This window comes from Cellvibrionales bacterium (assembly GCA_016713115.1).
Taxonomy (GTDB): domain Bacteria; phylum Pseudomonadota; class Gammaproteobacteria; order Pseudomonadales; family UBA7239; genus UBA7239.
The window spans coordinates 149,560-176,121 of record JADJPU010000001.1 but is presented as its reverse complement, the minus strand read 5'-3'; the positions used below and the strand labels follow the sequence as shown (position 1 = coordinate 176,121).

Here is a 26,562-nt window from a genome sequence, read left to right as displayed (position 1 = left end):
CTTTTTTATGGCAGGCGTTTGGCGCTGATAATCACTACATCTTGCAGTGGTACATCTTGATGCATACCGCGTTCACCGGTTCGCATAACGGCAATTTTTTCAACGATATCCATGCCTTGTATCACTTTGCCAAATACAGCGTAGCCCGGCTTGCCAGGATTGCCGTTGAGGTTGGCGTTATCGACGAGGTTGATAAAAAACTGTGCGGTGGCGCTGTCTGGGTCACTGGTGCGCGCCATGGCGATAGAGCCCTTCAGATTTTGCAAGCCGTTGGTCGATTCATTGATGATGGGTGCGCGCGTTGGCTTTTGCTCCATGCCCACTACAAAACCGCCGCCTTGGATCATGAAGTCAGGGATAACGCGATGAAATATTGTGTTGTTATAAAAGCCGTCGTTTACATACTGCAAAAAATTGGCAACCGTTTTCGGTGCCGCTTTCTCATTCAGTTGTAGCGTGATATCGCCTGCACTGGTTTGCAGTAAAACGCGAACATCGGTGGGCTGATTGGCAAAACTGCTCAAGCTAAAGCAGACGAGTAGGCAGGTAAGAAGAAAGTTTTTCATTAGTACCATCCATCATTACGGCGTTTGGTGAAGAGTTTAGACAGCAGCACGCTGACTATGCAGCTGAGTGCAACCAGCAGACCGCCATACAAAAACCATGTCTGATTCTGACGGTCTTTCAGGCGTTCGTTGTCTGTGGTTAGCAGTTCCTTGTCTGCAATCAGCAGGCTATTTTGTTTAACCAATTCGGCATTGCGTGCGTGAGTGTCAATTTGTGAGGTGGATATTTGTTTCAGGGCAACTAATTGCTCTTCAATTTGATTTTTTTCTGTTTGCAGCTGGGCGATGTGCGCGTTGGCTTGCTCAAGCTGCAGGTTGACCGGTGCTTCGGTGCTGAGGTATTGCACGCGCACCCAGCCTTCAAGATTGTCTGCAGAGCGAATACGGGCATAGCCTGTTTTGTTGTTTTGTTCCAGTACGGTAATAGCGGTGCCACTAGCGAGGCCGTTACTCAGGAGTTTGCTTTTGTCATTCTGCTCCGCGTATACGGGTGCGTAGACTTTGTCGGTAATGTAATGCGTGGGTTCTTCTGCTAGGCAGATCCCACTGGTGAGCAATAAAAATACGCTGAAGATTTTTTTCATGGTGACTCTTGGTTTTGATTGGTATTTTCTGTATTGGAAGATTCTTTGATGTGTGGGGCAATAATAAAAGCAGAAATAATTGCTAAAACAGGCGAAGACGCCATGCTCCATAATTTGTATTTCACCCAGAACTCTTCAGGGAATTGAAAGGCAACAAAAAGATTTAGCGTTCCTAATAATAAAAAATAACCCGCCCACAGAAAGCTGAGGCGCGCATAAATATTGGCCGGCAGTACCATTTGTTCACCGAGTGCGCGCTCAACCAATCCTTGTTTGGAAAAAAGCTGTGTGCCAGCAAATGCCAGCGCAAGCGCCCAGCTGAGCACGGTGGGTTTCCATTTTAAGAACAGCGGGTTGTGCCAAAAAAGTGTTGCGCCGCCCAATAGTAGAACCATGGCTAACATGGCAATTTGTCCATTGGAGAGTTTGCGTTTCCATAACCAAATGCAGAGAAATACCAGCGCGGTGGACAACATCAGTGCGGCAGTGGCGCTGTAGATGCCGTTGAACTGATAGTGGATACCAGCAGCGTCGATTGTTTTTCCGTTCAGAAAATAAACGACACCGAAAATAACAACAGGCAGAATTTCGAGTAGAGCCAGCATGAGGTCTTTGCACAAAATGGGGCGTTCGACATTCTAACCGAGTCTCCCGATAATCTCTGCCACGACCTTTTGGAGGCGGTATGAGCCAATTTTTCCAGATCCATCCTGAAAACCCTCAGCAGCGTTTGGCTAAACGCGCGGCAGAGATGATCCGCGACGGTGCGGTGGTGGTTTATCCCACAGATTCTGCTTACGCATTGGGCTGCCATCTGGGAGATCGCAAAGCTTTGGATCGCATCATGGCACTGCGTGCGGTGGATAAGCACCACAACTTCACCTTGATGTGTCGAGATTTATCAGAGCTGGGTACTTACGCCAAGGTGGACAACAGTATGTTTCGCCTACTGAAAGCAAACACCCCGGGTGCTTACACCTTTGTACTGCCGGGTACCGGCGAGGTGCCTAAACGCCTGTTACATGAAAAGCGCAAAAGCATTGGTTTGCGGATTCCGGATAACGCCATTGCGCTCGCAATTTTGCAAGAGCTGGGCGAGCCGTTGCTCACCAGTACATTGATATTGGCGGGCGAAACCGAGCCGCTGAATGATCCTTACGATATTCGCGACCGATTGGAGCATCAGGTGGATTTAATTATTGATGGCGGCTACTGCGGTTTACAGCCCACCACGGTGGTGGATTTGCGCGATGGTGCGCCTGTCATTTTGCGTGAGGGCGCAGGGAGTGTGGCGGCGTTGGGTTTGTAAAATCAGCTTACCAGAATACGCAGAAATACTTTCAGGCTGCGCAACAGCGCCTTTATGTTCCAGTGGCGTAATATCTTCAAGACACGGCGTGGTGAAAAATAGAAACGGATGTTGGCCATACGCAGGGTATGTGCGAGAGGATAGCCATAAGCCTGTGAGTACCAGGATTGGGAATTGCGATAAGTGCCTGACTCAATCTGGCTTAGGCGTTGTGTCACATCATGATTTTCTTTTAGGGCCAGATCATAAAGTGGTGTGCCAAATTGCGGCACCACCGAGAAAAAGAAGGCGAGTGTTAGGTCACTGTTGATGGCAAAATCAATGGTTGCTTTGATTTCTTCCGGTGTTTCTGTCGGAAAACCCAGCATGAAGAAGCCGGTAATCTGGATATTGCGTTTGCCGAACAATGCAATGGTGCGACGGGTTTTTTCAATATCGAGATGTTTTTCCACCAGATTTTGCAAGCGTGGTGTAACAGTTTCCACGGCGATACATACGGCGTAGGTGCCTGCATCACACAATGCAGTCACCACCTCTTCGTCGATGATGTCGGCTCTTATGCCATTGGGGAAAGTAAATTTCAGCTTGCCTGGCCAGCGCTTCTGCACTTCAGACATGATCGCTTTCAGTCGTGGTTTGTGCAGGTTGAAAATATCATCAACAATCTGAAACTCATCCACACCGTATTGCTCATACAGCCGCTCGATTTCTGCAATCACATAATCTACGCTGTGGTAAACGAATTTCTTTGAAAAATATCGTGGCAGTAATTGCACAGATAAGGGCATCCACGCGAAGTAAACAGCATGGCATAGCGCTTGCCCTTCAGATTGGCTGCCATGTTGGGTTCAGCAGCGTAGGCATCCAGATTCACCATGTCCCAGGCGGGTGGTGGCAAACTGTCGAGATCATTGATTTGATCCTGTCTGGTGGAAGTGTAAACAGACCCATCATCTCGGCGAAAAGATAAGCCGAGTATCTGTTCATCAATCGTTCTGTTTTGCGCAAGTCTTTTTAGTGCTTCAGGAAACGATCTATCGGCTGCACCCTCAAAAACCCAGTCAATATTCTCATCGTTGAGAATGGTTGGTGCATTTTTTAGTGCGTAGGGGCCGCCGAAAACAGTGATGATGGATGGATTGTATGCTTTGATGTGTTTTGCAATTTGATGTCCTGCGTAGGCTTCGTAATTGAGTGCTGAAAAGCCCACGACATCCGGTTCATATTCTTCGAGAATGCTCAGGATTTTTTCTGGTTTCATGCGGTGCAGTTTCATGTCGATAATGCGTATTTCCGCAAAATCGCCAAGCACTTCTCGGATGCTAGAGGCTATGTAAAGTAAGCCGAGTGGTGGTGCTTGCAGTGGTGCTGCGATTGACTGAAATGGTTTTAGTAGTAGTACGCGTAGTTTCCTAGTAAGCACATGATTTGCAGCAGCGGTGGGTGCGCTGCTGATTTCGCTAAATTGAGAAAATGCAGTTTTTGTAGATGAGATGATCATTATTTAAAAAACATCTGAACAAAACCAACGAAGCTTCGCCAAAAATTTCTATAGCCTAGATGTTTAAGTATGCGCGTTGCTCTTTTAGGCGATAGATAGAAGCGTAAGCTGGCATAGCGGGTCAGTTTGGTAAGCGGGTATTGATAAGCGTGTTCATACCATGAGTTTTGTCTATAACGAGCTGCGTCAATTTCCCCTAATTTTTTTGTGACTTCTGGGTTTTCTTGTATGGCAAGATCATACATGGGGGTTCCGGGTTGCGGGGTAACAAAGAAAAAATAAGCGAGAGTTATATCGCTGCTGACTGCGAAGTTTATGGTGTTTTTTATTTCTTCGGGTGTTTCTGTTGGAAAGCCCAACATAAAAAAGCCATTAATGTGTATGTTTCGCTTGCTGAGCATGTGTATAGCGTTGCGAGTTTTTTCAATATCTAGGTTTTTTTCGACAAGCTTTTGTAGTCGCGGCGTTACAGTTTCAATGGCAACGCCAACTAGATAGGTGCCTGCGTCCGCTAATGCGTTAATTGTTTCTTCGTCGAGAATGTCTGCGCGTAATCCATTTGGAAATGCAAATTTTAATTTTCCTGGCCAGCGACGTTTTACCTCTCCCATAATAGCTTTGAGGCGAGGTTTATGAAGGTTGAAAATATCATCCACGATGTGAAATTCGTCAACGCCGTACTCTTCGTGCAATCTTTCTATTTCTGCAACAACATAGTCAACGCTATGGTAAACAAATTTTTTTGAAAATAGGTCGTGACAGTAATTGCACAGGTAGGGGCATCCGCGAGATGTAAACAGTAGTGCGTAGCGCTTTCCTCGCAAATTATTTGCCATGTTGGAGACTTTTGCATAAGCGCTGATATCAATGGCATCCCATGCGGGGGGCAGCAAACTGTCCAAGTCGTTGATCTGATCTTGCCGTGTAGAGAGAAAAATAGAGTTATCTTTTCGCCGAAAAGACATGCCAAGAATTGATTCATCGGGCAATCGTCCTTGTGCTAGTTGTAAAAGAGCTTGAGTAAAGGTTCTGTCTGCGGATCCTTCAAAAACCCAGTCAATATTGGAATCTTGTAGAATTTTTTCTGCATTCTTAAGTGCGTAAGGGCCGCCAAACACAGTGATAATTTTGGGATTTTGGGTTTTGATGCGTTCTGCTAAAGCATGCCCAGCATAAGCTTCATAGTTCAGTGCGGAGAAACCCACGACATCAGGTTGAAACTCTTGCAATATCTGATCAAAGGTCTCTTCTTTCATCAGTCGTAGTTTCATGTCTACAACACGGACCTCAACATGCTCCTCCAGTGCTGCTCGAATGTTAGACGCAAGGTATAACAGACCTATCGGAGGCGCGTGAGCCGGTACAGGTATGGGCTGGTAAGGCTTTAGAAGCAAAACTTTAAGAGAGCGAACAATAGGGTGGTTGATAGTGTCTTGGGCACTTGTGTCAGCGCTGTAATCAACCAACCGAATAGCTTGAGCTTTCATGATAGATATACCACTGCTAATCTGAGGCAACCTGAGCAATCGTATAGTAACGGTGATGTGTTTTATAGATGCTTGTTTTGTGTGCTAGACAATATCAAGCCCTAATCGCCGCCAACACTTCTTTCGCTGCCACCGGAATCTGCGTGCCGGGGCCAAACACGCATTTCACACCAGCGTTGAACAGGAATTCGTAATCCTGTTTCGGAATTACGCCGCCGGCAATGACGATGACATCCTCTGCGCCGAGTTTTTTCAGTTCGGCAATCAACTCTGGTACTAATGTTTTGTGACCTGCGGCCTGTGACGAACAGCCGACGATGTGTACATCGTTTTCCACCGCTTGTTTGGCCACTTCGGCTGGTGTGGAGAACATGGGTGACAGGTCGATGTCGAAGCCGAGATCGGCAAAGGCGGTGGCGATGACTTTCGCGCCGCGATCGTGGCCGTCTTGCCCCATTTTGCACACCAACATGCGCGGGCGGCGACCGTGTTTGTCGGCGAATTGCTTCACGTCTTCCACAATGTTTTGCCAATCCTTATCCATCTGGTAAGCGCCTCCGTAAACGCCGGAAATGGTGCGGGCTTGTGCGTTGTAGCGGCCGAATTCTTTTTCTAACGCAGACGAAATTTCACCCACGGTGGCGCGTGCGCGCGTGGCTTGAATCGCTAAATCCAGCAGGTTGCCGTTGCCAGTTTTTGCTGCTTCAGTCAGTTGATTCAGAATGGCTTCAACTTTGGTGTTATCGCGCTTGGCTTTCAAATCATTCAAGCGTTTGATTTGCGATTCACGCACCGCGACGTTGTCGATTTCAAGAATTTCGACATCGTCTTCTTTTGCCAGTTTGTATTTATTCACGCCGACGATGACATCTTCGCCGCGATCAATGCGCGCTTGTTTTTTCGCGGCCGACTCTTCGATACGCATTTTTGGCAAGCCGGATTCCACGGCTTTCGCCATGCCGCCCTTGCTTTCGATTTCTTCGATCAGCGCCCATGCTTTGTCAGCCAGTTCTTGCGTGAGTCTCTCCATCATGTACGAGCCGCCCCACGGGTCGACCACATTACAAATGCCGGTTTCTTCCTGAATGATGAGCTGCGTGTTGCGAGCGATGCGCGCGGAAAACTCGGTTGGGAGCGCGATGGCTTCGTCGAGTGCATTGGTGTGCAGCGATTGCGTGCCGCCGAACACCGCTGCCATCGCTTCGATGGTGGTGCGCACCACATTGTTGTACGGATCTTGCTCGGTGAGCGACCAGCCGGAGGTTTGGCTGTGTGTGCGCAGCATTTTCGAGCGCGCGTCTTTCGGATTGAATTCGCTGACGATGCGCGACCACAGCAAACGCCCAGCGCGCAGCTTGGCAATTTCCATGTAGAAGTTCATGGAAATACCCCAGAAGAAGGACAGGCGACCGGCGAAAGCGTCGATATCCAAACCGGCGGCGAGTGCAGTGCGGATGTATTCCTTGCCGTCGGCCAGCGTGTAAGCCAGCTCCAGCGCGGCATCGGCACCGGCTTCTTGGATGTGATAGCCGGAGATGGAAATGGTGTTGAACTTCGGCAGGTTTTTCGAGCAGTAGGCAATGATGTCGCCGATGATTTTCATGGAGGGCGCAGGCGGGTAGATGTAGGTGTTGCGCACCATGAATTCTTTCAGGATGTCGTTCTGGATAGTGCCAGCGAGCAGGTCTTGCGACACGCCCTGTTCTTCAGCGGCGATGATGTAACCCGCCAGCACCGGCAACACCGCGCCGTTCATGGTCATGGATACCGAAACCTTGTCGAGCGGGATACCGTCGAACAGCACTTTCATGTCTTCCACCGAATCGATGGCCACGCCCGCTTTGCCCACATCACCCGTTACGCGCGGGTGATCGGAGTCATAGCCGCGGTGGGTCGCCAGATCGAAAGCCACGGAAACACCTTGACCGCCCGCCGCCAGGGCTTTGCGGTAGAAGGCGTTGGATTCTTCGGCGGTGGAAAAGCCCGCGTACTGGCGAATCGTCCACGGCTTGCCGGCGTACATGGTGGCCTGTGGGCCGCGCACAAAAGGCTCGAAGCCGGGCAGGGTGTTGGCGTGGGGCAGGCTGGCGGTGTCGGCAGCGGTGTAGAGAGGCTTGAGGGTGATGCCTTCCGGTGTTTCGGTGTTCAGGCTGTCCAGCGGCTTGCCTTTCAGTTGTTTCTCTACAGAGGCTTGCCAGTCGGCGACGGTTTTGTTGGTCATGTGGGCTGTCCTAAAAGGCGTATCAGTGATGGTCGTCAGCGGGCTGGTTAATTTCAATCAGCACGCCGTCGCAGCATTTGGGGTGGATGAAAATGACTTGGCAGCCGTGCGCGCCGGGGGTGGGCGCATCGGAGAGGAACTGATAGCCCTTGGCTTGCAGCATGGCCACATCTTCCAGAATGTTGTCGGAGCGGAAGCAGATGTGGTGGATGCCACCTTTGCCGTTCTTTTCCAGATATTTTGCGATGGGGCCTTCGCCGTTCAGCGGGTGTACCAGCTCAATTTGTGTGCCAGCGATAGGGAAAAAGGCCGTGGTGGTTTTGGCGGCTTCCACATCTTCCGTGCCGTTGAAGGTCAGGCCGAAGTCTTCCAAGAAGCGGCTGATGGCTTTTTGCAGGTCGGGAACGGCGATGGCGATATGGTCGAGATGGGTAATCATCGGAGCCTCAAAGAAGGTGGGGAGCCACAAAGAGGCGGCATTTTAGCGGGCTGAGGCAGGGCGGGGCTAGTCAAACAGCGACTAACTGCACCATTGACTCTCACAAGGAATGCCATCGTTATCGCCATCCATTTTGGTATTGGGGCAGTTTCGTAGAAAGTAAGTTGCTTCTTCACAGGAGGTCATTTGTGAGCAATGGACGCGGCCATCGCAAGTGAATTTTTGGGGGGGGCTTGCGTTGGCGCTTTGTAAAAAAGGAATGTTGTTGGGTGTCATACTTGGTATACGGATGCTGCCTTGCTCCGTCAAAACTGCAAATACGAGCAGGGCCACGCCAAAAACCTGTATAAAAAATGACTTTTTAGCCACTTGCCAGTGAAAAATCAGGAAAAAGAGCGAGATAAAGGGGATAAATAGAACGCCCAAGCCCCACAGTATGCTGGTTCTAAAAGCGGCAACCAGAAACATAATGCCGCCGACAAAGGCGATGGCTAAGCCCAACAGAATGGCGGTATCCGACATGCATTTTCCTCCCAATTAGAGCGCGTAATTTGCCACAGATTCATGCACTTGGCTTGCCCAGTTTTCCACGCGCAGATCGGGGTAGTGCTGGAAATCCTGTTCGTTGTTGGTGACTAGCGTGAGATCAAGGCTCAAGGCGTGAGCCGCAATCAAGCGATCCAGCGCATTGCGTTGGCGGTCGCGCACGGCGGCGCGCAGAACGCCGTAGTGCAGCGCCTCGTTTTCAGTGAAGGGCAGCGCCGGAATATCCTCCAGCAGCGCGGCAAGCGCATGTTCGTTTTGCTGACGGTTGGCAGGATGCATTTCTACGCCCGCGCGTAGCTCGGCCAGCGTCACCATCGACATCACCACATCGCCGCGATACAGGCTTTCTAACTTGTGCAGCACTTGCGGCGGATGCTGGCGAATCAAGTAGATACAGATATTGGTGTCGAGCAGGTAGCGCATATCACCAGCCCGCTCTTTCGGCTTCTGGCTCGGCGGCTGGGCGACCTGCGGCCATGAAATCCACGCTGAATGCCGCCAATTTGCTGCGCAAACTCGTCAACCGATGTTGGCGGAGTGGGCGAATGATTAGCTCGTCACCACGGCGCTCGATCTCCACATCTTGCAGGCCATCGGGAAAACCCAGTTCTTTGGGAATACGGACGGCTTGCGAATTGCCGCTTTTGAAAACGCGCGTTTGCATGATGTGAGCCTTCACTAAGTTGTGCGTGATTACAGTATATACATAATATGACCAATCTTCCAACAGCCGCCGCTGCTATGATGCCGCCCATGATCGAACCCGCCTCTCCATCTTCTAAAACGCCTGTTCAGCTCGTGACTGTGGATGAAAACCACGACGGGCAGCGCATCGACAATTTTTTGCTCGGGCAGCTCAAAGGCGTGCCGCGCACACTGGTGTATCGCATCCTGCGCAAAGGTGAAGTGCGCGTGAACAAAGGGCGTGCCAAGCCGGAACATAAATTGGCAGCGGGCGATGTGGTGCGCATTCCGCCGTTGCACATTCCAGAGCCAGATGCGCCAGCGAAGGCGAGCAGCAATCTGTTGGAAGTTTTAGAAAGCCGCATTTTGTTTGAAGATCAATATTTGGTTGCGATTAATAAACCAGCCGGTTTAGCAGTGCACGGTGGCAGCGGTATTCGTTTGGGCTTGATCGAAGCACTGCGCCAGATGCGTCCGCAAGAAAAAATGTTGGAGCTGGTGCATCGTTTGGATCGTGATACTTCCGGCTGCATGTTGATTGCGAAACGGCGCTCTGCGCTGACAGCATTGCACGAAGATTTGCGCGCAGGTCGTGTGGATAAACGCTATCTGGCGCTGGTGTATGGGCGTTGGCCAGCGCGCATCAAAGAGGTGAAAGTTCCGCTGCTGAAAAATGAAGTGGCGAGTGTGGTACGCGTGAGTGATGCCGGTAAATCTGCCCACACAGGTTTTACGATCAAGCAGCAGTTTGATGTCTATACCTTGCTAGAAGCCAAACCCTACACCGGGCGTACGCATCAAATTCGCGTGCATGCAAAACATGCAGGGCATTCCTTGGTTGGCGACGAAAAATACAGCGATGCAGAAAAGAACGCTGTTGCAAAAATGCTGGGGTTTAAGCGTTTGTGTTTGCACGCGGCATCGCTCGTTTTTACGCACCCGATTAGCCAAGAAAAGCTGCATATCGCCGCTGAGTTGCCGGAGGATATTGCTATGCCGTTACAAAAACTGGAGACAAAAAACTGATGTTTGCTATGCATAGGATTTTTATTTCCATATATGCTAGCGTTATCAACCATAAGAAATATGGTTGATACTCAAGATGAATGCAGGAAAAGTGGTTAAGTCAGATGGGGTAAACGACAGCGAGCGCCTGCTGGCTGACTTATGTGAAAAATCATTTCTGAAGCTCTGGAGCTACCCAAATCCATTCAAAGATGACCGAAAGGAATTATGCGATCTTCTAGCCGTATTTGAAAATCATGTATTTATATTTTTTGATAGAGAAAACCAACAGCTTGAAAACCCTGATAAGGATCCTGAAGTCCTTTGGAGAAGGTGGAAAAAACGAGTAATTGACGATCAGGCAAGGACTGCGCATGGGGCTGAAAAGTACATCCGTAGTGGGAGGCCTATATTCCTCGACAAAGATTCAAATATGCCGTTCCCGTTAAAGTTTAATCCTGAAACTGCTGTTATCCACAAGATAATCATTGCCCATGGAGCGGTGGATGCCTGCAAGCGGCATTCTGACAAGAATATTTTTGGTAGCTTGGGTATTTCATATTCTGATATTTTAGAAAATGATCTTGAGACTCCATTTATTGTAACTATTGACAGGGGTAATCCTGTCCATGTTTTTGATAGCCATAATCTCCCCGTCGTCTTTGGCGAGCTGGATACATTTTATGAATTTTCTGTCTATTTGGACGAAAAAATACGAGCCATAAAATCGCTGTATTTGTTGTCATATTGCGGAGAGGAAGATTTGCTTGCGCACTATTTACTCAATTTTGATGATAAACAAAATAGGCATTTTATAGGGGTGAAATGCGAGGTTGTAAATGGATTGACAATTGGGGAGGGTGCATGGAATGACCTTCTCCAACATGAGAATTATCACAATAAAAAAATGGCGGATGAAGTTTCATATATGTGGGACGAATTGCTGCAGAGGACTTGTCAAAATGAACTGGACGGCACATTGCTTGGTGACGGCCTGATATTGTCGGGTTGCAGTGCCATACATGAGATGGCAAAAGAGCCGCGCTTTATGCGTAGGGCGCTGTCACAGAATATGATTAATGCCATACAGTCATTTCCAGAGGGCTCTGGTTTATTTGTAAGAAAAATGTCATTTATGCCTTCATATTATGAAAATAAGGCATATGTTTTTTTGCAATTGAAGTTTGATGACATTAAAGACTTTGAAAGTGAAATTCGCCCAGGACGTCAAAAAATGCTTGAAATTGCCTGTGCGGCAGCAAAAGAAAAGTTTTCGCATTTGACTGTTATTGTTGGCATTGCCATCAATGCGCCAAAATTTCATCGAGAAAATTCTGAGGATTTTCTGTTATTGGATTGCTCTGATTGGTCAGAAGAGCAGAGTCAACACTACAAAGACCTTAATCAATATTTTGGATTCTTCCAGTCTGAATCTTTGGTCAGTGTTGAGAGAAGAATTCAGGAGTTTCCTTCATCCAGAGACGTGTTTGGCTAAGGTGGCTGATGCGTGCGCTAATTAATCGCGCCACCTGCCTTGTGCTATCGCGCCAAATCGTGCCATAATCGCGCCAATTCGCTGGCGCGATTCAGTGTCAGCGCAAAAAATCAGGAATAAACCGGCGCGCACGATGAAATCCACCAACGGCAAACAAGCGGTGATTGAGGTAGTGGCGGCCTTGCCCCAAGGGGGCGAGGGTGGATGCCATAGCCGCGCGCCTGCCCGATATTCCTCGCCGTACCTTGCAGCGTCTGCTCGCTGAGCTGGTGCAGATCGACCAACTCACTCGCAGCGGTAAAGGCCCAGCTACGCTCTATACCAACGGCAAACAGTCTCTGGCAGTCGAGGTCGGTGGGGATTACACCCACTTCATTCACCTTTCGGATACCAGTCTCAGCTTGCTAGCGCAATTGCGGCGACCATTGGCAGCCCGCACACCCGTGGCCTATCAGCGCGAATGGTTGGCGGACTACCAGCCCAATAAAACCCACTACCTAGACGAACACACGCGTAGCCAGTTGCGCCGCGTGGGGGATACCGGCCTCACCAGCAGCCCAGTGGGTACTTATGGTCGCGACATCCTTGACCGCCTGCTGATCGATCTTTCTTGGGCATCAAGCCGGCTGGAGGGCAACACCTACACGCGGCTGGATACCGAGCGACTGATTCGCTACGGCGAGGAAGCTGCAGGCAAAGATGCGCTGGAAACCCAGATGATTCTCAACCACAAGCATGCGATTGAAATGCTGGGGGAGTCCGCAGGAGAAGTGGGCTTCAATCGCTACACTTTTCTGAACCTGCACGGTCTGTTGTCTGAAAACCTGATGCCAGACCCAACCGCCAGCGGGCGCTTGCGCCTGCGCGAAGTGGAGATCAGTGGCACAGTGTACAAACCTTCTGCCATTCCGCAGTTGGTGGAGGATTGCTTTCACGAAATTCTGCACAAGGCTGAAAAAATTCGCGACCCATTTGAACAGGCATTTTTTGTGCTTACACATCTGCCGTACCTACAGCCGTTTGAAGATGTGAACAAGCGCGTGGCGCGTATCGGCTGCAATATTGCTTTCATCAAACACAATCTGTGCCCACTTACCTTTGTGGATGTGCCTGAGCGTGCTTATGTGGAAGGTTTGTTGGGTGTGTATGAGCGGAATGATGTATCACTGCTGCGCGATGTATTTGTATGGGCGTATGAGCGCTCCACACAGCGCTACATTCAGGTCAAGAAAACTCTCGCCGAACCCGAGCCTTTGCGCTTGCAATACCGCAACGCACTGCACCAATTGGTAGGCGATGTAGTGCGCGCCGAGCAAACACAATACACCGCCACGGTGGAGGCATTTGCTACGCAAATCCCTAGCAACGACCGCAACGCATTTATTGCCATGGCCTTGGATGATATTCGCCGTTTGCACGAAGGTGTGTTGGTACGCTACCGCCTGACACTAGCACAATTCCGTACATGGAAGGACAAGCAGTATGTTTGAATACTTGTTAAACACTGATACTGGAGTAAGGTAAATGTTGTTGATTTTTGATTGGGACGGCACGCTGATTGATTCAGCGGCAAAAATTGTGACCTGCATGCAGTACGCAGCAGAGGAGTCGGGTGTGGAGCCTCTGCCGGATGAGCCGATTCGTCACATCATCGGTTTGAGTTTGCCGCAGGCGATTGCGGTGCTGTATCCCAATGAATCATCTGCACTGCACGAAGATATTCGCCAGCGCTACGTGAGCCATTACATCGGTATGGATCAAACGCCTACACCTTTATTTGCCGGCGTAACAGAAACGCTGCACACGCTGCGTGATGCGGGCTACACCTTGGCAGTGGCGACGGGCAAAGCGCGACGCGGTTTGGATCGTGTGCTGGAACAAATGGGTATGCAAAAGTTTTTTCATGCTACGCGCTGTGCGGATGAAACGCGCTCAAAACCGCATCCGCAAATGCTGCATGAATTGTTGGATTTTTTTGTGTGCGCGCCGGAACAGGCTTTGATGGTGGGGGATTCGAGTTACGACATGGAAATGGCGCAAGCCGCAGGCGTGCCGCGCGTGGCGGTGAGCTACGGCGCGCACAGCGTGGAGCAAATGCTGCGCTATGAGCCAGTGGCTTGTTTGGATCAATTTGCTGATTTGCTGCCTGTGGTGACTTCTATTGTGGATTTGGGCGTGCAGCCAATCGTCAGCAAGGGTTGAAACGGCTAGAATTGGCGCCTCATTTTTGGGCGGCATCACTGGGGGCTTTTTGGAACAAGCAGTCAAGCAGCGGCTGGTGGGTGCAATGGTGTTGGCGGCCATTGCGGCGGTCACTTTGCCCATTATTTTTGATGCTGAGCGCCCACAAGGTGTGCAGGTACCTGAGACTATTCCGCCTGCGCCGGTGTATCAGCCTGTGATAACACAACCCGCTAAGCCGGTTGCCTTGCCTGCGGATCGTCCTACGGAAGAACCCACGCCTGTGGCGGATATGTTCGCCATGAATCGGGATGTCGATCCGCAAGTCGCAGCTGAACCGATAGCGACAACCCAAACAGCAGAACAAAAAGCTACTGAGCAAAAAACGGCAGCGGTTGCGCCAGCAGTGCCTAACGGCAAAAGCGTTCCCGCTGTTCCATCAGCGCCTGGCGGCAAGCTCAATAAGCATGGCACGCCAGAGGCTTGGGTGGTGCAAGTTGCAGCGATGACAGACAAGCAGAAAATAGATCAGCTGCAAGCGAGTTTGAAGTTGCGCGGTCACACCGTGTTTACGCGCACCACGCCAGATAGCAAGGGCAACAAAATTACGCGCGTGTATGTCGGTCCAAAGCTGGATAAAGCGCAAGCGATAAAGCTTAAGCAGCAGATTGATAGCGAGCAAAAACTGCAATCTATCGTTAAACCATTTGATCCAAATCCGTGATCGCCGGGGAACGCTGTTGAACGAAGTGTTGTCGCAAACAGGATTCAATGGTGCCGATTGGTCAGTTGTTGCTGTGGTCGGCATTTCTATTTTGATTAGCTTGTCGCGCGGTTTTGTGCGCGAAGCTTTGTCTTTGTTGGTATGGGTGGCTGCGTTTGTGGTGGCATTTTTCTTTAGTGAAAAATTGTCGCCGTTGTTGGTGAACGCAATTGAAGTGCCATCCCTGCGTTATGCCGCCGCGTTTGCGCTGTTGTTTGTATTAACGCTGATTGTTGGTAGCTTGGTGAGTTATCTCGTGGCGCAGTTAGTGAAAATGACAGGGTTATCGGCAGTCGATCGCTTATTGGGCAGCATGTTTGGTCTGTGTCGCGGCGTATTGATTGTACTGCTGGTTTTGATTTTCTTGCCCAAGATTTTGCCGGTGCAGCAAGACAATTGGTGGCAGAAATCGGTTTTGATTCCACGCGTATTGGTGTTGGAAAACTGGTCGCGTGAAACTGCGTCGTTATTGACGGGTTGGGGCGCAGAACAGTTATCGCGTAAAGATGAAGTGATTCAGAAAGTACAACCAAATATCCCAGTGCAATCGAATATCCAGAGGCAATAATTCATGTGTGGTGTTGTCGGAGTTGTTGGAACCAGTAGCGTCAGTGTTTCGTTATATGACGCATTGACGATGTTGCAACATCGCGGACAGGACGCTGCCGGTATTGCTACCTGTCATCGCGGGCGCGTGTATCAGAACAAAGGCAACGGCATGGTGCGCGATGTGTTCAAAGATGAGCACATGCAAAATTTGTTGGGCAATATGGGTATCGGCCATGTGCGTTACCCAACGGCAGGTGGTTCCAGTGACTCTTTGGCGCAGCCATTTTATGTCAATTCACCTTACGGTATTTCATTGGCGCACAACGGCAATCTCACCAACACGCAAGAGTTAATGGATGAGTTGTTCCGCACGGGTTTGCGTCATATCAATACCGAATCCGATTCCGAAGTGTTGCTGAATGTGTTGGCTTTGGAACTGCAAAATCGCGGCCAATTGATTCCAGCAGCGGAAGATATTTTTGCGGCGGTTGCTGCGGTGAATCAACGCTGTCGTGGCGGCTATGCGGTAACGGCAATGATTGCGGATTACGGCATCGTGGCGTTCCGTGACCCTCTCGGTATTCGCCCGCTAGTGTTTGGTAGTCGTGAAAGCGAGCACGGCAAGGAATACATGATCGCTTCCGAAAGTGTGGCGCTGGATGTACTGGGTTTTCAGTTGATCCGCGATGTGGCGCCAGGTGAGGCGATTTATATTCAAAGCGACGGCACCTTTCATGCAAAAGTGTGTGCAGAAAACCCGCAGCTGAAGCCCTGCATTTTTGAGTATGTGTATTTCGCGCGTCCCGATTCCATCATGGACGGCATCTCGGTATACAAAGCGCGTTTGCGCATGGGTGAAAAGTTGGCGGAAAAAATCCAACGCTTACGCCCAGAGCACGATATTGATGTGGTAATTCCAGTGCCGGATACCAGTCGCGTTGCTGCGCAAATTTTGGCGCACAATCTTGGTGTGAAGTTTCGTGAAGGCTTGATGAAGAACCGTTATATCGGCAGAACTTTTATCATGCCAGGGCAGAAACAGCGTAAGAAGTCCGTGCGTCAAAAATTAAACGCAATTGATTTGGAGTTTCGCGGAAAAAATGTATTGCTGGTGGATGATTCTATTGTGCGCGGCACAACCTGCGAACAAATTGTACAAATGGCACGCGATGCTGGCGCGAACAAAGTGTATTTTGCCTCGGCAGCACCTGCGGTGAAGTATCCCAATGTATACGGCATTGATATGCCGTCGGCAACTGAGTTTATTGCGCACAATCGCACGGAAGACGAAGTGTGCCAGGCAATCGGCGCGGATTGGCTGGTGTATCAGGATATGGATGATCTGGTGGAGAGTTGCGGTGAGTACACGCATCTGGAGAGCTTCGAGTGTTCGGTGTTCACTGGAGAGTACATTACCGGTGATGTCGATCAGGCTTATTTAGATCGTTTGGATGCGCATCGCAATGATGCGGCAAAAAATAAAAGTGTTGGCGGGGATGTCAATGGCAGCGTGGTTGGCATACACAACGCGCGCTGAGCAGAGCGAAGCCAGTTGATGCTTTACGCTCGCTGGCACTATCTGTTGTGCTTGCCACTGTTGTTTTTCGGTGGAGAAGCTTTTTTTAATCTCGTACAAGTCATTTCACAGCGCGCTGCCTATCCGTTTGAGTTGGAGTGGATGGAAGGTGGTGTATTACAACAAGTGTTGCGGGTGGTGCAGCATCAGCCCTTGTACGGTGAGCCATCACTGAATTTTGTGCCGGCCTTGTATATGCCGTTGTACTATTGCTTTTCCGCGATTTCTGTTGCGATTTTTGGCGAAAATTTATTTGCTTTGCGTGCAGTATCGGTAGCGGCACTGGTCATTATTTTTCTGCTGGTTTTTTTGCTTGCCAAGCGCATGGCGCACTCCCGTATGGCTGGGGTGTTGGCGGTATTGTTTTGTGCGGCGATGTACCCGCACACTAGGTTTTGGTTTGATCTGGCGCGCGTCGACACCCTGTGGGTGATGTGGTTGATGTTGGCGTGGTGGTGTCTGTTGTATTGGCGCGATCGGCCGACACTTGGCGGCGCTTTTTTATGCGCGTTTGTCAGCGTGTTGGCATTTTTTACCAAACAAGCTTCGCTGTTTTTATTGCCGTTTGTGATGTTGGCCATCGTGTGTTGGATGGGATGGCGCGCGCTGCTGGCTTATGTGTTGTGTTGTGCGGTCGTTGGATTGCCAGTGCTGGGCGTTTTGATAATTGGCACAGGCGGTAAGTTTTGGTTTTACACCATGCAGATGGCGAGCACGCACGGCGTTACCTTATTCGGTTGGCGGCGATTTGCGGAAATTGTGCTGTGGGCTGTTCCTACATTTTTAGTGCTGTTGCCAATTTTTTTCTGTCTGATGGGAAAAACGTGGCGCGAGCGTGCGGGTTGGTTTGTCCTCGTCGGTGGCTTTGTTTTTCTCTCGGGTTTGTCTCGCGCGTATGCCGGCGCATTTTTTAATGTCTTGATGCCGATGTATGTGTGTCTCGCCGTGGTCGCTGCGGTGGTGGTCAGTTTGCTGTTGGAGCGTTTCTCCAAGCAGCGCACGGTGATGATGGACGTGTTGTCTGTTTTGGCAGTGGCGGTGTTGTCTCTGGATATTGCCCGCTTTCGTTATGACCCTGCACAACAAGTGCCTGCAGAGCGCGATATGACAGCTGCACAATTCTTGTTGGATAAAGTGCGCGCTGTGCAAGGCAATGTGTGTATCACTTCGCACGGTTATCTCGCTTGGATGGCGGGTAAAGCATTTTGCGCGCACAATACCCAAGTCACCGATGTGATGACGGGTAGCGACCCAGTGATGGCGAATAGGCTGCGAGAGGACGCGCGCAAGAAAATTCTCGGCGGATACTACGCGGTAATTGTTTTAGATCGAGAAAAAGAGTTGCGTGACCTAGGTTTGGAGTTTGCAGAAATTCCTTATGCTGTGAAAAAGTTGAGTTATCCCGATGGACCTATTCGGTTTCCGGTGAATGGTTACAGCCCAATGTTTTGGTTGGAGAGAAAGTAATGAGTAGAAAAAACAATCACAGCGATGATTGGTCCTTTGAAACGCTGGGTGTGCGTGCAGGTTTTGAATCCACTGCATTCGGCGAACACAGCGAGCCGTTATTTCTCACTTCCAGTTATGTGTTTGATTCTGCCGAGCAGGCAGCTGCGCGTTTTGCTGGCACCGATCACGGCAATGTGTATTCGCGTTACACCAATCCAACTGTGGCCATTTTTGAACAGCGTTTAGCAGCACTAGAGGGCGGTGAAATGGCAGTGGCTACCGCTTCTGGTATGGCGGCTATTCTCGCGACCTGCATGGCTCTGCTAAAAAGCGGGGATCATGTGGTGTGTTCGCGCAGTGTGTTTGGCACCACCACAGCCTTGTTCACTAAATACTTGCAGAAGTTTGGTGTGGAAGTCAGTTTCGTCACGCTGATTGATCTTGCTTCGTGGCAAGCGGCAGTGCAGAACAATACGCGGTTGTTTTTTTTGGAAACGCCATCTAATCCGCTGAATGAAGTGGCCGATGTGGCCGCAATAGCCAAGATCGCTCATGCAGCGGGTGCTTTGTTGGTGGTGGACAATTGTTTTTGCACGCCAGCATTGCAACAGCCATTAAAGCTCGGTGCCGATATCGTTGTGCATTCAGCCACTAAGTACATCGATGGACAAGGGCGTTGTTTGGGTGGTGCTGTTGTGGGCGCGAAAAAATATCTCGATGAAGTGTTAGTTTTTTTGCGCACCACAGGGCCGACACTCAGTGCGTTTAATGCATGGGTAATGTTGAAAGGTTTGGAAACTTTAGCGTTGCGTATGCGTGAACATTGTCGCAATGCCATGGCTTTGGCGCAATGGTTGGAACAGCAGCTCAATATCGAAGCGGTGCATTACTGCGGGCTACCGTCGCATCCACAACATGCGCTCGCTAAACAGCAGCAGCCCAACGGTTTTGGCGGCGTGCTGTCGTTTGCGGTGAAAGGTGATCAGGCAGCAGCATGGCGTTTTATCAATGCCACCACGATGGTTTCGCTCACGGCAAATCTCGGTGATGCCAAAACTACGATTGTGCATCCGGCGACGACAACCCATGGCCGTCTGACACCAGAAGAACGCGCGCAAGCCGGTATTGGTGATAACTTGATTCGTGTGTCGGTGGGCTTAGAAACCTTGGTGGATATTCAGGCTGATATGCAGCGTGGGTTATCTGCGTTGTAATGTTGCGAGAGAAAACTATGCAGGATGTCAATAAAACACTAGACGAAATCGTCGCTGCCGTAGGGCAGGTATTGTTAGGCAAGGATGAAAAAATTCGCTTAGCTTTGGCGTGCATGTTGGCGAAAGGGCATTTGCTGCTGGAAGATCTACCTGGCATGGGTAAAACCACTTTTGCCCATGCGCTGGCGGCAGTGCTTGGCTTTAGTTATCGCCGTGTGCAATTTACCAGTGATATGTTGCCGGCCGATATTCTGGGCACCAACATTTTTGATCCGGAAAAACGCGAATTTGTTTTGCACCGTGGCCCCATCTTTACGCAGCTGTTGCTGGCGGATGAAATTAATCGCAGTTCGCCCAAAACGCAGAGTGCTTTGTTGGAGGCGATGGAAGAAAAACAGGTGTCGATTGATGGACAGAGCACGGCACTGCCGGATCCTTTTTTTGTGATTGCAACGCAGAATCCGCTGCATCAGTCTGGCACTTATCCACTACCAGAATCGCAATTGGATCGGTTTTTGATGCAGATTTCCTTGGGGTTTCCCGATCAGCAAGTGGAGCGTCAGTTGTTGCAAGGTAAGAATCCGCGCGCGGCTTTGCAAAATATCAAACCGTTGTTGTCGATGGATGCTTGGTTTGCACTGCAGGCGCAAGTCAGTGCCGTGCAGGCGACAGACAGCGTGTTGCGCTATGTGCAGCGCTTGGTGGATCACACGCGTTACTCCGGTGATTTTCAGTGGGGGCTTTCGCCGCGCGCCACACTGGGATTGATGCAGGTGGCGCGTGCTTGGGCGCTGTTGCAGCGCCGCCAGCATGTGGTGCCAGAAGATGTGCAGGCAGTCTTTGCACCCGTGGTGTCACACAGGCTGCGCTATCAAATGCGCAGCAATCAACAGATTGATCCGGCAAAGTTGGTATTAGAGAAAGTGGATGTGCTGGGGTGAATCATGTTGCGTTGGCTGACGGTTTTTCCCCATAGTTGGCAGCGCCGTTATCAAGCTTGGCTGGATCGTAGAATTCCACGCTGCTCATCCGTGCAGCTGAGTCAACGCAATGTATTTATCTTTTTGTCGCGTCACGGCCTGCATTTTTTAGTGCTGGACGCTCTGCTTTGGGTGGGCGCGACTAACTATCAAAACAATTTAATTTATGCGCTCAGTTTTTTACTGTTAGCCGTGTTGTTTATTGCGATTTTATTAACTTTTTCAAATGTCAGTGGCTTGCAGTTGCGTTTTGTGGATGCAGAGCCGGTTTTTGCTGGTGAAGTTTTGCATGCGCGCATTGAATTGTCGGCAAAGTCCTTGCGCCAGCAGTTGGTGTTTAATTGGCCTGAGCAGCAGGCTGTTGCTTTCACAGTTTTTCCTGATAAACCTGCGATGTTGTTACTGCCGCATGCGACGCAGAAAAGAGGGGTAATGCGGTTGGGGCGCTTGCGCCTGCAATCGGTTTATCCGCTGGGCATTGTGCGCTGTTGGAGCTGGCTGGATTTGGCGGTGCAGGCTATGGTTTATCCGGTGCCTGTGGAGGCGGATTATCGTTTTTGTAGCCGCGGTAATGCTGAAGAAGGTGTGGTGGCTGACCGAGTGGTAGGTGGCGATGAATACTTTGCGCTGAAACCCTATGTCACGGGTGAACAAAATTCGCGCATTGCATGGAAACAGTTTGCGGCGGGGCGTGGCTTATTTGTGCGCGAGTACGCCGAGGAGCGTGGCGGGGAAGTGATGCTGGATTTTTCTGTGATGAGCGATCTCGATCTTGAACTGCGTTTATCAAAACTTTGTTACTGCGCGTGTTTTTTGCACGCACAAGGGCGCGCTTTTGGTCTGATCTTGCCTCACCAGCCCGCGATTGCGGTTGATCACGGCGAGCAGCATTTGCGTGCTGTGTTAGCAGCGTTGGCGTCGTTTACGGTGTAGCGCATGTCAGCTCAGGATAATGGTCAGCATTTCTCCAGTCAGTTATCGCGCCATGCGTTGTTGTATTTACTTTCCTCTTTTGTGGCATGCAATGCCTTGCTAACAGCTTTTTTGCCGTGGTGGCTGTTTGCTGTGGCGGCGAGTTGTTTGGTGTGGCGAGGATTGATTTTCACGGGTCGCGCTTCTTTTCCTGCCAAATTATTGCGTGTGGCATTGGTGCTGCTGTCTGGCGTAGCCTTGTTTTTACAATTTCGATTTGCTTTATCTATTGATCTGTTTGTCACGCTGTTGTTGTTGGGTTTTTCGCTCAAATTGTTGGAGTTGTATCACAAGCCAGACGCGCAGCTTTTGCTCTATCTATCACTGTTTGTGTTGATGACGGTTTTTTTGTTCACGCAAACGGTCGGTTATGCCGTGTTGGTTTTTGCGGCAGTGGTGGCGGTACTGGCCTCATTGGTGGCTGTTCAGAGTGATGAAAAGGTATTGCAGAGCACTGCTTGGCTGCCATTGCGGCGTGGGGCGTGGTTGTTTGCTGCTGCGCTACCTGTCATGTTGTTTATGTTTGTGGTGATGCCGCGTTTGCCGCCGTTGTGGTCGATGCCGCTGCAAACAAAACAAGCAAAAACGGGGATGAGTGACAGCATGAGTTTTGGCGATGTCGCCGATTTGGCAAAATCATCCGACATCGCTTTTCGCGCTTCTTTTTCTGACGGAGTGCCGTCAAGGCAATCACTGTATTGGTATGGTTTGTTCTTGGATCAATTTGATGGTTTGCGCTGGTCTGAATCTTGTAAGTATTGTTGGCAGTCAACATCGGATACGAAAGAAAAAAATAGCAAGCCGTATCAGGTGGTGCTAGAGGCTTCTGGGCAGCCGTGGATTTATCTCTTGTGGCCATCAGCAATAAATGGCTCACAAATGAAGGTGAAGCCAGATGGGATAGTGCGGTATGTTAAAAAATGTGACGGAGCGGCGGATTTATTACGCAGATCTTTTGGCGGCTGTTGATAAGCAGCCGTTAAGTGCTACAGAGCGCGTACATTATCTTGCATTGCCAGCAACTGGCAATGAAAAAGCCAAACAGTTAGCTGCGCAGTGGAAAAAGCAATCTTCAAATGCAGATGAGGTTGTGCGGCTCGCGTTTGAATTTTATCGGGCATCATTTCATTACACCTTGCAGCCACCGATAGTAACTGGTGATCGAATTGATAATTTTCTTTTCAATACGCGTAGAGGTTTTTGTGAGCATTTCGCAGGCAGTTTTGTTTGTTTGATGCGTGCTGCCGGCATACCTGCGCGTGTCGCCGTGGGTTATATGGGCGGTGAGGTAGATGAGGCAGATGGTTTTGTGGTGGTGCGCCAATACGATGCTCACGCATGGGCAGAAGTTTGGTTTGAGGGACGCGGTTGGCAGCGGGTAGATCCAACTACGGCGGTTGCGCCAGAACGAATTGAAATGAGTGTTGCGGATGCTTATGCGTCGAGTGCAACATTTGCCGGTGGAGCGGGTGGTTTTTTGCTGCGGCGGTTTTCGCTGTTGAATCGTATGCGCTTGGAGTTTGATCGCTTGGATTATGTGTGGTCGCGCTGGGTATTGGGTTATAGCGATGAACAGCAGTTGGCGTTTTTGCAAAAATTGGGATTACTGACACCGTGGCGCATTGCGATGTGGGGTGTCGGTGTTGTTGCGCTGGCGTTTATGGCCTTGTGTGTCTTCCTGTATTGGCGCGAACGAGGTGATGTGCGAGAGCATCCAGCAACGCGGCAGTACCGCAAACTGTGTAATGCATATGCGCGTTTAGGTGTTGTGCGAGAAATGTCCGAAACGCCGCTGCATTATGCCGAGCGTGTTTGTGCGGCTGGGGCAACACAAGCGAAACAGTTTTTGGTCTTGTCTGAAGAATATCATGCTTGGTTGTACCAAGCTGAGCTAAATAATGCTGTGCCGTCACCCAAATTTATGGCCGAATGTCGGTGCTTGGCGTGGCGGTTGCGGTGGAAATTTTGGCAATAAAAAACGCCATCTTCTTGGAGGAAGATGGCGTTTGATTGAGCGTAGATAAATCTTACGGTAGCTCGACTGTTGACACTGTGGCTTTTGTTGTTGCGCCAAATGAAAAGTTGGCTTCTCTGACGCTGCCTTTTCCATCTTCACCAGGTGTGACGATAGATTTTCCACCTACAAGAGTAGTGATAGTGGCTTGTGAATTGTTTTTACTCAATTGTATATAGCCTTTTTGTAGTGAAACGCTGGGATAAACAACCGTTATTGGCGTAGAAACTTTTTCTACGACAACAAGACCGCTGGAGGTATTTTTCACTGGGTTAATTAAGAAGGGAAAGAATTGTGGAATGCCGGTGGCTGCATCGGGATCGAACAGTGTGCCCCAAGTACCAGTGGCCAATGCGCCTTGTGAAATATCACCATTTAGCGTGAAATAAATGAGTTTGCTCTCGCCTGGATAGCTCCAAGTGCCATTCAGTGTGAAAACAGGCATGTTATCCAATCCTATAGCCGGTGCAGTGACACGAATAACGCTAGTAAATGTGCAGTCTGATTTTAGTTCCATATCCTGGCTAACAGCAGTCATAAGTTTATTGGGCAGCTTATTGGCCCCAAAACCAGTAAGACTCACTTTGATCGTGGTCCCCTTCTCTACGGCAGTAAGGTTGTAGTAATCACCGTGAGTGCCAGTGCCGCAGTTGCCAGCAAAGGTTGATGTTGAGACGAGCGCGCTGGCTCCAAGAGCCAATGACAAGAATGCTTTGAGTGATGACTTCATAAATATCCTCGGAAGTTACTTTAGGTTTATTGGTGGTTGTTATAGAGCTAGAGGAGCTGCCCAGCTCACCATGTTATAGCCAAAGATGGGTTTTTCTGAGAATTAGTTCACAAAAAAAGGCATTTTTTATTGGGCATGTGCGGCAATATTCTAGAATTTACTTGAGGTATTGCATGGAAGTGTATATAAGGAACACAATATGCCGTTGGAAAATAACAAATACCGTGTGATAACAATGGGGAGTTTCGGGATGATCAACCGCAAGATGACAAAGGTTTTGCTGCTGCTAGGAAGTTTTCTGGCGAGCCAGGCGTACGCACTGGGCCTAGGCAATATTACGCTGCAATCAAATCTTAATGAGCCTTTGTCAGCTGAAATCCAGTTGGTTGCCTTAGGTGAAGTCTCTGCTAATGCTGTGTTGGTCAATCTTGCTCCACAGGAAGATTTCGACAAAGCGGCGGTGGAGCGCACCTATCTGTTGAACAGTTTGGTGTTTCAGCTGGACGCCTCTGATAGCAATAATCCAGTAATAGTCGTTTCCTCTGCGAGTCCTATCCGCGAACCTTCGTTGAACTTCATTGTTGAGCTGCGTTCACCGTCTGGGCGTGTGTTGCGTGAATACACCCTGTTGCTAGATATCGAGCAAGGTGGAACGATTAGGGAGCCGGCGCAGCGTCCAACAATGGTGGTAAAGCGTGCGGCAAAAAAGTCTAAACCAGCTGTTGCTGCTGTAGAGCCGGCAAGCGCAGCATCATTAGCTCCAGCTCCAGCTCCAGCTCCAGCTCCAGAACCAGCTCCAGCTCCAGTTCCAGCTCCAGCTCAAGCTTCAGCTCCAGCTCCAGCTCCAGCTCCAGCTCCAGCTCCAGCTCCAGCTCCAGCTCCAGCTCCAGCTCCAGCTCCAGCTCCAGCTCCAGCTCCAGCTCCAGCTCCAGCTCCAGCTCCAGCTCCAGCTCCAGCTCCAGCTCCAGCTCCAGCTCCAGCTCCAGCTCCAGCTCCAGCTCCAGCTCCAGCTCCAGCTCCAGCTTCAGCTCCAGCTCCAGCTCAAAGCGTGATTGATGCTGCGGCTGAAGCAGCGGCTCAAGCTGAATTGGCAGCGCAATTGGTTGTTGCACAGGAGCAAGCAAATCGAGCGGTGGCCGACAGCGAAGCCTTAAAAAAGCAAGCAATAGATTTAGAGAGGCAGTTGGCTGAAGCCAATACTCAGTTGAACGACCAAAATACACAGCTGCAGAGCATGAAGACGGCGTTAGACGCAGCTGCAGCGACTAAGCAAGTAGCTGTGGTCGAACCAGCGCCTGCACCGGCTCCAGCTTCGCAAGGCGCCGCACCTCAGCCGACTGATCAGCCTGTCGTTGAGCCTGTTGTAGTAGCACCGCCTGCCGTGGTCGAGCCAGCGCCTGCACCGGCTCCAGCTCCGCAAGACGCCGCACCTCAACCGACTGAGCAGCCTGCCGTCGTTGAGCCAGCAACACCTGCAGCCGTTCCAGCAACGCCTGCAGCTGTTCCAGCCAGCCAGCCAGCGCCACAGGGCGAGCCTGATGACAGTGGTAGCTTAGGAACAACGCTCACCGCCGTGTTGGCTGTGTTGTTGATTGCAGTGGGTTTGTGGTTTGTGCGCAAGCGCCAGCAACCGGATGATGCAGAACAAAGCTCTACAGCCACCGCAACAGCAGGATCGACTGCTGATGTGGAAACGGATCAGATGATGGCGCAGTACAGCGCGGAGCATCCGCTTCAAGCACAAGAAGCGTCTGAGCCTCTCACAGAAGAAAAACCACTAAGCACAGACGAAGCATTGGATCTCTTGTTGGCAGATGCCGACTTGGGTATCGCGGAAGTGCCTGCAGAGGCAGTTGCTGCTGCTCAGCCAGAAATCGAAGCGCCTGTGATGGAGACCTTGGCTGATGACGCACTCGAGCTTTCCGATGATCTGATGCCAACAGTCGAGTTGGAAGATTGGTCAGTTGATACTTTGGCTACTGAAGCGGCACCAGCCGTTGATAAAGAATTCGTGTTCGAGCCAGAGTTGTTTGTTGATGAAGTGGTTGCTGCTCCAGAGGTTGCAGAAGTGCCAGTAGCTGTCCAGCCAGAGCCCGTGGTTGATGACGCGTTTCACGATGCGACGGACCGAGACTTCGTTGTCACCAAACTGGAGCTAGCTCGACAGTATCTGGAAATGAGTGACGCGGAAAGTGCGCGCGACTTGTTGCAAGAAGTCTTGGAAGAAGGCGACGAGGAGCTTAAACAAGCAGCAACGGATTTGCTGAAGAAAATTTCGTAATTGAGGTGAAACCACC

General features: G+C 50.2%; 28 protein-coding genes. 15 read left to right on the top strand and 13 right to left on the bottom strand.

The window, feature by feature from the left end; genetic code table 11:
- Positions 1-5: 5 nt before the first annotated feature.
- The 3 genes from IPK30_00865 to IPK30_00855 are packed head-to-tail and all read right to left on the bottom strand — an operon-like array spanning position 6 to position 1,755.
- A complete protein-coding gene (locus tag IPK30_00865) occupies positions 6-575 on the bottom strand; it encodes a peptidyl-prolyl cis-trans isomerase (GenBank protein MBK8101887.1) in 570 nt (189 codons plus the stop codon).
- Positions 566-1,150, bottom strand: coding sequence for a TIGR04211 family SH3 domain-containing protein (locus IPK30_00860; GenBank protein ID MBK8101886.1), 585 nt, complete (start codon positions 1,148-1,150; stop codon positions 566-568). Before IPK30_00860 ends, IPK30_00865 begins: the two co-directional genes overlap by 10 nt.
- A complete protein-coding gene (locus IPK30_00855; GenBank protein ID MBK8101885.1) occupies positions 1,147-1,755 on the bottom strand; it encodes a septation protein IspZ in 609 nt (202 codons plus the stop codon). Before IPK30_00855 ends, IPK30_00860 begins: the two co-directional genes overlap by 4 nt.
- Before the next feature lie 80 nt (positions 1,756-1,835).
- Here IPK30_00855 and IPK30_00850 point away from each other — a divergent pair, with 80 nt between their 5' ends.
- On the top strand, positions 1,836-2,459 hold the full coding sequence (locus IPK30_00850; protein ID MBK8101884.1) for a threonylcarbamoyl-AMP synthase: 624 nt from the start codon (positions 1,836-1,838) through the stop codon (positions 2,457-2,459).
- A 2-nt stretch (positions 2,460-2,461) separates the two neighbouring features.
- Here the strand turns inward: IPK30_00850 and IPK30_00845 are convergent, their stop codons facing one another.
- The 8 genes from IPK30_00845 to IPK30_00810 all read right to left on the bottom strand — a co-directional run bounded on the left by IPK30_00845 (position 2,462) and on the right by IPK30_00810 (position 9,317).
- Entirely contained in the window at positions 2,462-3,178 is a 717-nt protein-coding gene (locus IPK30_00845; protein MBK8101883.1) for a radical SAM protein, read from the bottom strand.
- A 5-nt stretch (positions 3,179-3,183) separates the two neighbouring features.
- Entirely contained in the window at positions 3,184-3,882 is a 699-nt protein-coding gene (locus tag IPK30_00840; protein ID MBK8101882.1) for a cobalamin-dependent protein, read from the bottom strand.
- 77 nt (positions 3,883-3,959) lie between these two features.
- Entirely contained in the window at positions 3,960-5,447 is a 1,488-nt protein-coding gene (locus tag IPK30_00835) for a B12-binding domain-containing radical SAM protein (protein MBK8101881.1), read from the bottom strand.
- 94 nt (positions 5,448-5,541) lie between these two features.
- Complete coding sequence (gene scpA, locus IPK30_00830) at positions 5,542-7,668, bottom strand: methylmalonyl-CoA mutase (GenBank protein MBK8101880.1); 2,127 nt, start codon at positions 7,666-7,668, stop codon at positions 5,542-5,544.
- A gap of 22 nt (positions 7,669-7,690) precedes the next feature.
- On the bottom strand, positions 7,691-8,107 hold the full coding sequence (mce, locus tag IPK30_00825; protein ID MBK8101879.1) for a methylmalonyl-CoA epimerase: 417 nt from the start codon (positions 8,105-8,107) through the stop codon (positions 7,691-7,693).
- Between the two features lie 81 nt (positions 8,108-8,188).
- The gene (locus IPK30_00820) at positions 8,189-8,383 is read right to left on the bottom strand and encodes an excalibur calcium-binding domain-containing protein (GenBank protein ID MBK8101878.1); all 195 of its coding nucleotides are present in this window, start codon (positions 8,381-8,383) and stop codon (positions 8,189-8,191) included.
- A gap of 261 nt (positions 8,384-8,644) precedes the next feature.
- The gene (locus IPK30_00815) at positions 8,645-9,076 is read right to left on the bottom strand and encodes a type II toxin-antitoxin system VapC family toxin (GenBank protein ID MBK8101877.1); all 432 of its coding nucleotides are present in this window, start codon (positions 9,074-9,076) and stop codon (positions 8,645-8,647) included.
- 1 nt (position 9,077) lies between these two features.
- Positions 9,078-9,317: an AbrB/MazE/SpoVT family DNA-binding domain-containing protein gene (locus IPK30_00810; protein MBK8101876.1), complete on the bottom strand. Its 240-nt coding sequence runs from the start codon at positions 9,315-9,317 to the stop codon at positions 9,078-9,080.
- Between the two features lie 89 nt (positions 9,318-9,406).
- On the opposite strand from IPK30_00810, the gene rluC reads away from it, so the two are divergent.
- From rluC to IPK30_00745, 13 genes are all read left to right on the top strand, one after another.
- A complete protein-coding gene (rluC, locus tag IPK30_00805; protein ID MBK8101875.1) occupies positions 9,407-10,363 on the top strand; it encodes a 23S rRNA pseudouridine(955/2504/2580) synthase RluC in 957 nt (318 codons plus the stop codon).
- A gap of 76 nt (positions 10,364-10,439) precedes the next feature.
- Positions 10,440-11,837, top strand: a complete 1,398-nt coding sequence (locus IPK30_00800) for a hypothetical protein (protein ID MBK8101874.1) — start codon at positions 10,440-10,442, stop codon at positions 11,835-11,837.
- Positions 11,838-12,037: 200 nt separating this feature from the next.
- Positions 12,038-13,327, top strand: a complete 1,290-nt coding sequence (locus tag IPK30_00795; GenBank protein ID MBK8101873.1) for a Fic family protein — start codon at positions 12,038-12,040, stop codon at positions 13,325-13,327.
- Positions 13,328-13,361: 34 nt separating this feature from the next.
- Positions 13,362-14,039: an HAD-IA family hydrolase gene (locus IPK30_00790; GenBank protein ID MBK8101872.1), complete on the top strand. Its 678-nt coding sequence runs from the start codon at positions 13,362-13,364 to the stop codon at positions 14,037-14,039.
- Positions 14,040-14,088: 49 nt separating this feature from the next.
- Positions 14,089-14,742 (top strand): SPOR domain-containing protein, encoded by a 654-nt coding sequence (locus IPK30_00785; GenBank protein ID MBK8101871.1) that lies wholly within the window; start codon positions 14,089-14,091, stop codon positions 14,740-14,742.
- A gap of 28 nt (positions 14,743-14,770) precedes the next feature.
- Positions 14,771-15,349 carry a CvpA family protein gene (locus IPK30_00780; GenBank protein MBK8101870.1) on the top strand — a complete coding sequence of 193 codons (579 nt, stop codon included), beginning with the start codon at positions 14,771-14,773 and terminating at the stop codon, positions 15,347-15,349.
- A gap of 3 nt (positions 15,350-15,352) precedes the next feature.
- Complete coding sequence (gene purF / locus IPK30_00775) at positions 15,353-16,867, top strand: amidophosphoribosyltransferase (GenBank protein ID MBK8101869.1); 1,515 nt, start codon at positions 15,353-15,355, stop codon at positions 16,865-16,867.
- 18 nt (positions 16,868-16,885) lie between these two features.
- Positions 16,886-18,373 carry a glycosyltransferase family 39 protein gene (locus tag IPK30_00770; GenBank protein ID MBK8101868.1) on the top strand — a complete coding sequence of 496 codons (1,488 nt, stop codon included), beginning with the start codon at positions 16,886-16,888 and terminating at the stop codon, positions 18,371-18,373.
- Positions 18,373-19,569 carry an O-succinylhomoserine sulfhydrylase gene (locus tag IPK30_00765; protein MBK8101867.1) on the top strand — a complete coding sequence of 399 codons (1,197 nt, stop codon included), beginning with the start codon at positions 18,373-18,375 and terminating at the stop codon, positions 19,567-19,569. The genes IPK30_00770 and IPK30_00765 overlap by 1 nt, the downstream gene beginning before the upstream one ends.
- Before the next feature lie 17 nt (positions 19,570-19,586).
- Positions 19,587-20,510 carry a MoxR family ATPase gene (locus tag IPK30_00760; GenBank protein MBK8101866.1) on the top strand — a complete coding sequence of 308 codons (924 nt, stop codon included), beginning with the start codon at positions 19,587-19,589 and terminating at the stop codon, positions 20,508-20,510.
- A 3-nt stretch (positions 20,511-20,513) separates the two neighbouring features.
- Positions 20,514-21,482, top strand: coding sequence for a DUF58 domain-containing protein (locus IPK30_00755; protein ID MBK8101865.1), 969 nt, complete (start codon positions 20,514-20,516; stop codon positions 21,480-21,482).
- Between the two features lie 3 nt (positions 21,483-21,485).
- Positions 21,486-22,490, top strand: a complete 1,005-nt coding sequence (locus IPK30_00750) for a DUF3488 domain-containing protein (protein MBK8101864.1) — start codon at positions 21,486-21,488, stop codon at positions 22,488-22,490.
- Positions 22,432-23,496 (top strand): transglutaminase domain-containing protein, encoded by a 1,065-nt coding sequence (locus IPK30_00745; GenBank protein MBK8101863.1) that lies wholly within the window; start codon positions 22,432-22,434, stop codon positions 23,494-23,496. Before IPK30_00750 ends, IPK30_00745 begins: the two co-directional genes overlap by 59 nt.
- Before the next feature lie 52 nt (positions 23,497-23,548).
- Here IPK30_00745 and IPK30_00740 read toward each other — a convergent pair whose 3' ends face one another.
- On the bottom strand, positions 23,549-24,265 hold the full coding sequence (locus IPK30_00740) for a hypothetical protein (protein MBK8101862.1): 717 nt from the start codon (positions 24,263-24,265) through the stop codon (positions 23,549-23,551).
- A gap of 710 nt (positions 24,266-24,975) precedes the next feature.
- On the bottom strand, positions 24,976-25,377 hold the full coding sequence (locus tag IPK30_00735) for a hypothetical protein (GenBank protein ID MBK8101861.1): 402 nt from the start codon (positions 25,375-25,377) through the stop codon (positions 24,976-24,978).
- 20 nt (positions 25,378-25,397) lie between these two features.
- Between IPK30_00735 and IPK30_00730 the strand changes: the two genes are divergently transcribed.
- Positions 25,398-26,546, top strand: a complete 1,149-nt coding sequence (locus tag IPK30_00730) for a hypothetical protein (protein ID MBK8101860.1) — start codon at positions 25,398-25,400, stop codon at positions 26,544-26,546.
- The last annotated feature ends 16 nt before the right edge of the window (positions 26,547-26,562 follow it).